The organism is Bartonella sp. MU70NMGDW, assembly GCF_042194085.1.
Taxonomy (GTDB): Bacteria; Pseudomonadota; Alphaproteobacteria; order Rhizobiales; family Rhizobiaceae; genus Bartonella; species Bartonella grahamii.
In genome coordinates this window covers 1-5485 of record NZ_JBHIMK010000102.1, presented here as the reverse complement: position 1 = coordinate 5485, position 5485 = coordinate 1, and the positions used below count along the sequence as shown (strand labels likewise).

Genomic DNA, 5485 nt, shown 5'->3' with positions numbered 1-5485 from the left:
TCAATCAGGCGAGAAAAACCGTCAATCATGTCATTGATCACGGGCATGAAACGCGCGCCAATAAAGCTCGCGATACCGCCTATTTTTTTCTTAAAGGCTCCCATTTTGTCACTCAAATCTGCTGCATAGCGTGCAACATCGGCACCTATCAGCCATTTTCCTTTCCGCGCTTTTGCAAACAGTTCTTTAATGGGTGCCATGCCTTGTGCAAGCATGGTCGCCATTTCTTTACCATCGCCCCCAAACAGCAGAGCGGCAATATGCTGTCTTTGTGCTTGATTTTTCATCTTACTCATCTTGTCGGTAATTTCTTCTAACAAGACAGAAGTGGATTTGAGTTTTCCAGAAGCATTTTTGACAGAAATGCCAAGTGCTTCAAAGCCCATCATGCCTCTTTTTTGTCCAGCATAGGCTTGTGCTGAACGCCTATTTAAAACCGCTAAGGATTGTTGAAAAAGTTCGGCAGAAGTGCCTGAATTATCGGCTGCATCACCCCATAATTGAAGTGATGCAACACTCATATTTAAATGGTGTGATGCGTGATAAAGACTATCTCCCAGATGCATGGTTTTCATGGTGAGGGCGGCTACACTTGCCACAAGACCACCACCAGCAAGCCCCAAGACACCAGTAAAGACCGAAGCACGGCTTGCCGCCACTCCAAGAGCACTTTGAACGCCATGAAGGCTTTTTGTCATGTTTTTGACAGCAGCAGAAAAGCGGGGAATACCCAAACTATGTGAGAGTGTTTTTGACAATGTATCGAATTTTTTTTGAAGATGTTTGAGAGGCGCGGTGAGTTTGTCTTCAAGAGATAGCTTCACCTTTGCATCAGCAACTTTTTCACTCATTTTGTCTTATACCTTTCTGCTGCTTGTTTTCGCCAGAATATGAGTTCTTGCGGTTCCATTTCCATCATCTTTGAAAGGGACCAATGGAACACAATGGTAATATCGGCTATGAGTTTTGCGGCGGTTTCCCAGTCGAGGTATCCCGCCGCTTGATAAAAGACTCCAAAATCTCTCCAATGCTCGACAAGTCATTAATATCGAGTTCTCCAACCGCTTCATGTGCCCATCCAGAAAGACGTGCGATCATAGCGATTGTTTGCTCTATGCCTTCTTTTTTGTCGATTGCTTGCACATCTTTTGTTTTGGGGCGCTGTAAAGTAATTTCGGTGTGCTCTTTTCCTTCAAAAGTAACAGGTATCAATAATTTATGTGTAATGCTTGTTTGGACTGTCATTTTTATAATCCTACATTGTCTCTATGGTCTGCGAGTTGATTGACGCCATTGAATTTTCTCACCAAGTTGAGGACATCTATCTCAACGATTTCAACGTCCTTCTGGACATATTTGAAATACTGCAATGTGAAGGTAGTTGTGGATGTTGCTTTGCTGCCCGGTTGCCATTCTGCCATTTCAAAGCCTTTGCATAGTCCTCTCATGGTAATGACAACACCTTCTGCTGGTGTGCCTTGCGCTTGCATTGAACTTCGTAATGAGATATCGACATCTGTGCGCCCCAACAGTGCCATCAATTCTGGAGAGCAATCAGAAATGGTCATGCTAAGTGTGAGGGTTTCAAGACCAAGGTCAACTTCAATAGAGCTATCCATGCCTCCACCACGATAACTTTCAACAACCAAGTTCAAATTCGGTAATGTTACGCTTTCACATTTTGCTTGATAGGGAATACCGTCGACAAAAATGTTAAAATATTTCAAAACTCTTGGTAAAACGGGGATAGCCATTAAAAAATCTCCTCTAAATAATCATTCACAATGCGTGAACGGAATGTGATGTGTTCTGCTGGTGTTGTTGGTGTGAATTCGACATTGAAATAGATTCTGCCGCCTTCAATAGCGCTTGCTGTATTCAACTCTAGATCAGGCGTACAGCGCCCACCAAGAATGGCGCCTTGTGCTTTCAAATCACGCAAATAGGCATTGACGCTTTCACTGACATCATTCATGTAGGTTTTTTTGATATTGCGGTCGACAGCCCATAGATGCCCGCGCAAAATGGCGTCATTGATCATATCTGCGGTTCTTACCACCGATAAGAAAGCAAATTTTGTATCACTTGAAAGGGTGCGATTACCCCAAAGACGATAACCGTTTTCGCGGATAATTGTTGTGATATTTTGTTCGTTAAGAAGGTTGGCGCGGCTTGATCTGTCACCAATGGAAAAATCAATGGGGCGCGCAGTTCCCACAATGCCATTGATCACTTTGTTTGAAGGAGAATGCCAAAAACCGTGTGTAAAATCAGTTTTGGCAATGACACCAGCAACCGCTGCACTTGCCGGCTGTTCTATGATCTTTCCATCACGATTTACCTTTACAAAAGGGTCAATAAGAATGACGCGCTTTGAATCAAAATCCTTTGCTGCACTAAGGGCTGCTTCATCTGTTGTGTTTGGTGCATCAAGCACCACAATAGCGCGTAGGCGTTCAGCAATGCCAATGAGTTCTGCTGCGACGGGGTTGGCAGTTGCACCAGTTCCATTCTCTTCAATATTCACACTGGAAGGGCGTTGATGTGTAAAGCCTGGAGCGATGAGAATGCGTGGTGTTTGTCCCACAATGGACCCCGCTCCAATCAAAGCATGAACACCTTCATAAGCGCCATTTGCGTTTACACCGCCAAGAACATTGGTGAGTGTTGCATTTTCATTGTCACCCTCGTTCACGCGCACGACAACAACAATGGCACCCACTTGCTTGAAAATGAGATCAAGGGCATTAGGTAGGGTGCCTTGACGCTTGCCTGTTTTATCCAGTTTAGCGGCTTGTGAAAGTGAACCCGTAACCAAAACGGGTGTGTTAAGAGGGAATGCTTGTTCATCGGCATCGGGTGCTGTGCCAACAATCCCGATAACTGCCGATTGAACCGCGCGAAGGGGGCGGGTGCCGTCGTCAACCTCGACAACTTCAACACCGTGTAAAAAACCTGTTGCCATACTTTATGCTCCTTTAAATGAGGGGTGAATTAAAATGAATGGGAAAAATGAGGGTTGGATTTGAAATCGCACCCTTTAAAACAGCAAATCATAAGGATTTTGGTTCACTCGCATTTCAAATGCGAGTGAATAGTAAAGGGTAGCATTTCAAATGCGATCCTTTGAAAACAACAATATATGAAATAATTTTTTAAAAGCATATTGACACTAATAAACCCTCATGTTAATCGAATCACAAGTGCTAGAAACACTAAACCATTAGCGGATAGGTCACGTAAGATCTCTCCCATGCATTTAAAATACTGATTGTCTTTTATGCTATTATTGGCATATAACGATTTTGTCGGGTGTAGCTATGCTATACAATACCTTCTCACGAGGGGAAGACATAGCGACGGACTAATGGCCGTGTTTCTAACGCCCGGCACCCTTAGGGGTGTCAATAGAGACATTAAAACCATTAGGAGTTCATCATGAACAATTTAGTGACAATCAACAATGCTGGTATTGCTGTTACAACTTCTTTAAAAATTGCAGAGGGTGTGGGTAATACGCATAAAACAGTTATACAGTTAGTACGCAATAATCGTAAGGATTTTGAAGAGTTTGGTTCACTTGGATTTGAAATCCAAGTGAGTAAAAGAGACGGTAAAGGTGGTCAAAAGAGAGAAGTTGCTATTCTCAACGAACCACAAGCCACTTTACTCATGACCTATATGCGTAACAATGATACGGTGCGTGCATTCAAAAAAGCACTCGTCAAAGCTTTCTATGATTTAAAAAACCAATTAATTGATAATGACCGTGATACACGCTTTGATTTTCCAAGCAACTGGGATGAAATGGGACCTACTGAAAAAGCTGTTTATATTTATGGACCGCTTCACATGCATCTTGTTAAAGCTTTTACATTAGCAGAAGAGAGCAAACATTATAAAACGCTTGTTGAAGAAGCCAAGCGAGTTTTAGTAAGCCCTGTTGTAAAAGTAGCTTAAGTTAAAAACATGATTTTATCTCCTCGTCTTTGAGGCGGGGAGGTAGTTAATGGCTCTGTTCCATTTGTATATCCACTTTATTAGCTGTTAATGTTGGAATAGAAGAGACATCAATGTCCCTCAAGGCATGCCATGTATCATAATTGGCTTGAAGCTGTAGCCAAAGGGCTGGTCCATTTCCTAACAATTTACCAATGCGAGCTGCTGTTACGGCTGTGACTGGACGTTCTCCTTTAAGGATACAGTGCAAGTGCTGGCGTGATATTTGAAGAATCCTAGCAATTTCGGTTTTGCTTGCATTTAAATGTTCTAAGGATTCAGCTAAAATTTCTCCTGGATGAGAAGGACAACGATTAGGATTACGTGTGGTCATGGATAGTTTCCTTTACAAATCTTAAAACCTTCAGTGGTATTGCTCTAGATCAACATGGTAAACGTGTCTGTCTTTAAATTCAAAAGTGATACACCAAGGACCATTGATATGAATTGTGTAGCGAGTTGGAGTAAAGCCTTTAAGCATATGAAAATTATAACCTGGTACATTGATATCACTAACTTGAGAAGCAGCGTCAAGGGCATCAAGACGGCGAATAATACGCTGTTGAAGCCTGCTATCAATCTTACTTTTTCCTGTTTCCCAGAGAGATTGGAGGTCTTTATTTTTAAATGTTTTGATCATAGCAAACTCAACAACTTTATTTTAAGTAAGATGTAATGTATTAAGTGACAACTGTCAACAAAAATGTTACAATTTAATATGATTAATGCCAACACTGTGGAACTAAAGGAATTTAAGAAATGAATATCAAACCAATTCGTACAGAGAGAGATTATCAAGAAGCTTTAGAAATTGTGTCTGCAATGTTTGACAATCAACCTAAAGAGAATACTCCAGAATTTGATCAAATGGAGGTTCTTGTGTTGTTGATTGAAGCGTATGAAGCAGAACACTATCCTGTTTCTCCTCCTCATCCTATTGAGGCTATTAAATTTAGAATGGAACAAATGAACTTAAGTGCTAAAGATCTTGTTCCTGCGATTGGTCATTTAAATCGCGTTTATGAAATCTTGAGTGGAAAAAGAAAACTAACACTGCGCATGATTAAAAATTTGCACCAACAGTTTAATATCCCACTGGAAAGCCTAATAGCTTAGACTTGTTTTTCTTTTCTCCACCTCATGCGTAAAGAGAAGAATAGGCGCATGGAGGGGATAAATTTGCACGTTAACATCAAGGATTTTACGACCATACCAACGGCTGTCTGATCAAATATTGCTAAAAACTCAGATCCCTTGCCATTCTTAATAAAGTGAATACGAAGTTTAAATTCTATTGTCATTTTGCTCTCCAAATTAATGAAGAGACCATAACAATCATCTACACTCTCTCATAAGACTGACACTGTCAGTCAAAAAAAGCCCTTTCAAAGGGCTTTTAAAGAGTTTTAAAAAGGACTTTAAAGAAAGAAAATCATACAAGCCTTATCGCCTAGACTTGATTATCTTTCTCTTGTAGTTCTTCTAT

9 protein-coding genes and 1 pseudogene are annotated in these 5485 nt (G+C 41.0%); 2 read left to right on the top strand and 8 right to left on the bottom strand.

Annotated elements, in window-relative coordinates:
- The 5 genes and pseudogenes from ACFIKE_RS08095 to ACFIKE_RS08075 all read right to left on the bottom strand — a co-directional run.
- Positions 1-851, bottom strand: a pseudogene (locus tag ACFIKE_RS08095) (phage tail protein); the annotation flags it as partial.
- Positions 848-910, bottom strand: a complete 63-nt coding sequence (locus tag ACFIKE_RS08090) for a hypothetical protein (protein WP_234924827.1) — start codon at positions 908-910, stop codon at positions 848-850. The pseudogene ACFIKE_RS08095 and the gene ACFIKE_RS08090, both read right to left, overlap by 4 nt.
- A 47-nt stretch (positions 911-957) precedes the next feature.
- Positions 958-1245: a phage tail assembly protein gene (locus tag ACFIKE_RS08085; protein WP_375649155.1), complete on the bottom strand. Its 288-nt coding sequence runs from the start codon at positions 1243-1245 to the stop codon at positions 958-960.
- Between the two features lie 2 nt (positions 1246-1247).
- Positions 1248-1754, bottom strand: a complete 507-nt coding sequence (locus tag ACFIKE_RS08080; protein WP_375649153.1) for a phage major tail tube protein — start codon at positions 1752-1754, stop codon at positions 1248-1250.
- The gene (locus tag ACFIKE_RS08075) at positions 1754-2965 is read right to left on the bottom strand and encodes a phage tail sheath subtilisin-like domain-containing protein (protein ID WP_375649151.1); all 1212 of its coding nucleotides are present in this window, start codon (positions 2963-2965) and stop codon (positions 1754-1756) included. Before ACFIKE_RS08075 ends, ACFIKE_RS08080 begins: the two co-directional genes overlap by 1 nt.
- Positions 2966-3438: 473 nt before the next feature.
- On the opposite strand from ACFIKE_RS08075, the gene ACFIKE_RS08070 reads away from it, so the two are divergent.
- Positions 3439-3960 carry a Rha family transcriptional regulator gene (locus ACFIKE_RS08070; RefSeq protein ID WP_273791639.1) on the top strand — a complete coding sequence of 174 codons (522 nt, stop codon included), beginning with the start codon at positions 3439-3441 and terminating at the stop codon, positions 3958-3960.
- A 46-nt stretch (positions 3961-4006) separates the two neighbouring features.
- Here the strand turns inward: ACFIKE_RS08070 and ACFIKE_RS08065 are convergent, their stop codons facing one another.
- Positions 4007-4333, bottom strand: coding sequence for a HigA family addiction module antitoxin (locus ACFIKE_RS08065; RefSeq protein WP_375649148.1), 327 nt, complete (start codon positions 4331-4333; stop codon positions 4007-4009).
- A gap of 30 nt (positions 4334-4363) precedes the next feature.
- Positions 4364-4639, bottom strand: a complete 276-nt coding sequence (locus ACFIKE_RS08060; RefSeq protein ID WP_273791641.1) for a type II toxin-antitoxin system RelE/ParE family toxin — start codon at positions 4637-4639, stop codon at positions 4364-4366.
- A gap of 119 nt (positions 4640-4758) precedes the next feature.
- On the opposite strand from ACFIKE_RS08060, the gene ACFIKE_RS08055 reads away from it, so the two are divergent.
- Positions 4759-5115, top strand: coding sequence for a type II toxin-antitoxin system HigA family antitoxin (locus ACFIKE_RS08055; protein WP_375613954.1), 357 nt, complete (start codon positions 4759-4761; stop codon positions 5113-5115).
- Here ACFIKE_RS08055 and ACFIKE_RS08050 read toward each other — a convergent pair.
- Positions 5112-5300, bottom strand: coding sequence for a hypothetical protein (locus ACFIKE_RS08050; RefSeq protein ID WP_375649146.1), 189 nt, complete (start codon positions 5298-5300; stop codon positions 5112-5114). The genes ACFIKE_RS08055 and ACFIKE_RS08050 overlap by 4 nt on opposite strands.
- Between the last annotated feature and the right edge of the window lie 185 nt (positions 5301-5485).

Excerpts from the sequence above, each read along its gene's own strand:
- ACFIKE_RS08085 (WP_375649155.1), bottom strand. The coding sequence starts at position 1,245 with ATGACAGTCCAAACAAGCATTACACATAAATTATTGATACCTGTTACT.
- ACFIKE_RS08080 (WP_375649153.1), bottom strand. The coding sequence starts at position 1,754 with ATGGCTATCCCCGTTTTACCAAGAGTTTTGAAATATTTTAACATTTTT.
- ACFIKE_RS08075 (WP_375649151.1), bottom strand. The coding sequence starts at position 2,965 with ATGGCAACAGGTTTTTTACACGGTGTTGAAGTTGTCGAGGTTGACGAC.
- ACFIKE_RS08070 (WP_273791639.1), top strand. The coding sequence starts at position 3,439 with ATGAACAATTTAGTGACAATCAACAATGCTGGTATTGCTGTTACAACT.
- ACFIKE_RS08065 (WP_375649148.1), bottom strand. The coding sequence starts at position 4,333 with ATGACCACACGTAATCCTAATCGTTGTCCTTCTCATCCAGGAGAAATT.
- ACFIKE_RS08060 (WP_273791641.1), bottom strand. The coding sequence starts at position 4,639 with ATGATCAAAACATTTAAAAATAAAGACCTCCAATCTCTCTGGGAAACA.
- ACFIKE_RS08055 (WP_375613954.1), top strand. The coding sequence starts at position 4,759 with ATGAATATCAAACCAATTCGTACAGAGAGAGATTATCAAGAAGCTTTA.
- ACFIKE_RS08050 (WP_375649146.1), bottom strand. The coding sequence starts at position 5,300 with ATGACAATAGAATTTAAACTTCGTATTCACTTTATTAAGAATGGCAAG.